Below are 625 nucleotides of genomic sequence, written 5' to 3' on the forward strand. Positions count from 1 at the left end.
GCGACTTCGACTTCGCGCTGCTCACCGACGGCCTGCGCGCCGAACGCGAGCAGGGCATCACGATCGACGTCGCCTACCGGTACTTCGCGACCGACAAGCGCTCGTTCATCCTGGCCGACTGCCCCGGGCACGTGCAGTACACCCGCAACACGGTCACCGGTGCCTCGACCGCGGACGTCGTGATCATCCTCGTCGACGCGCGGCACGGCGTACTGGAACAGACCCGCCGCCACCTCGCCGTCGCCGCGCTGCTCCGCGTCCCGCACGTCGTCCTCGCCGTCAACAAGATCGACCTGGTCGACTACGACGAGGCGGTGTTCACCAAGACCGCCAAGGACGTCAACGAGGTCGCCGACCAGCTCGGCATCACCGATGTCCAGACCATCCCGGTCTCCGCACTCGTCGGCGACAACATCGTTGATCGGTCGGACCGGACCAACTGGTACGACGCCCCGACGCTCCTGGAGTTCCTGGAGAACGCATCCGGGCGCTCCGACGCCTCCGGCCAGCCGCTGCGGTTCCCGGTCCAGTACGTGATCCGCCCGCAGACCGACGACCAGTACCGCGACTACCGCGGCTACACCGGAACAGTTGCCTCCGGCACCGTCTCGGTCGGCGACCAGGT

At 68.0% G+C, this 625-nt stretch carries 1 protein-coding gene; it reads left to right on the forward strand.

The window, feature by feature from the left end:
• The coding region (locus ACYVIO_RS43165; RefSeq protein WP_460656837.1) for a GTP-binding protein at window positions 1-625 on the forward strand (625 nt) is incomplete at both ends.

It is taken from the genome of Kribbella endophytica, assembly GCF_054781295.1.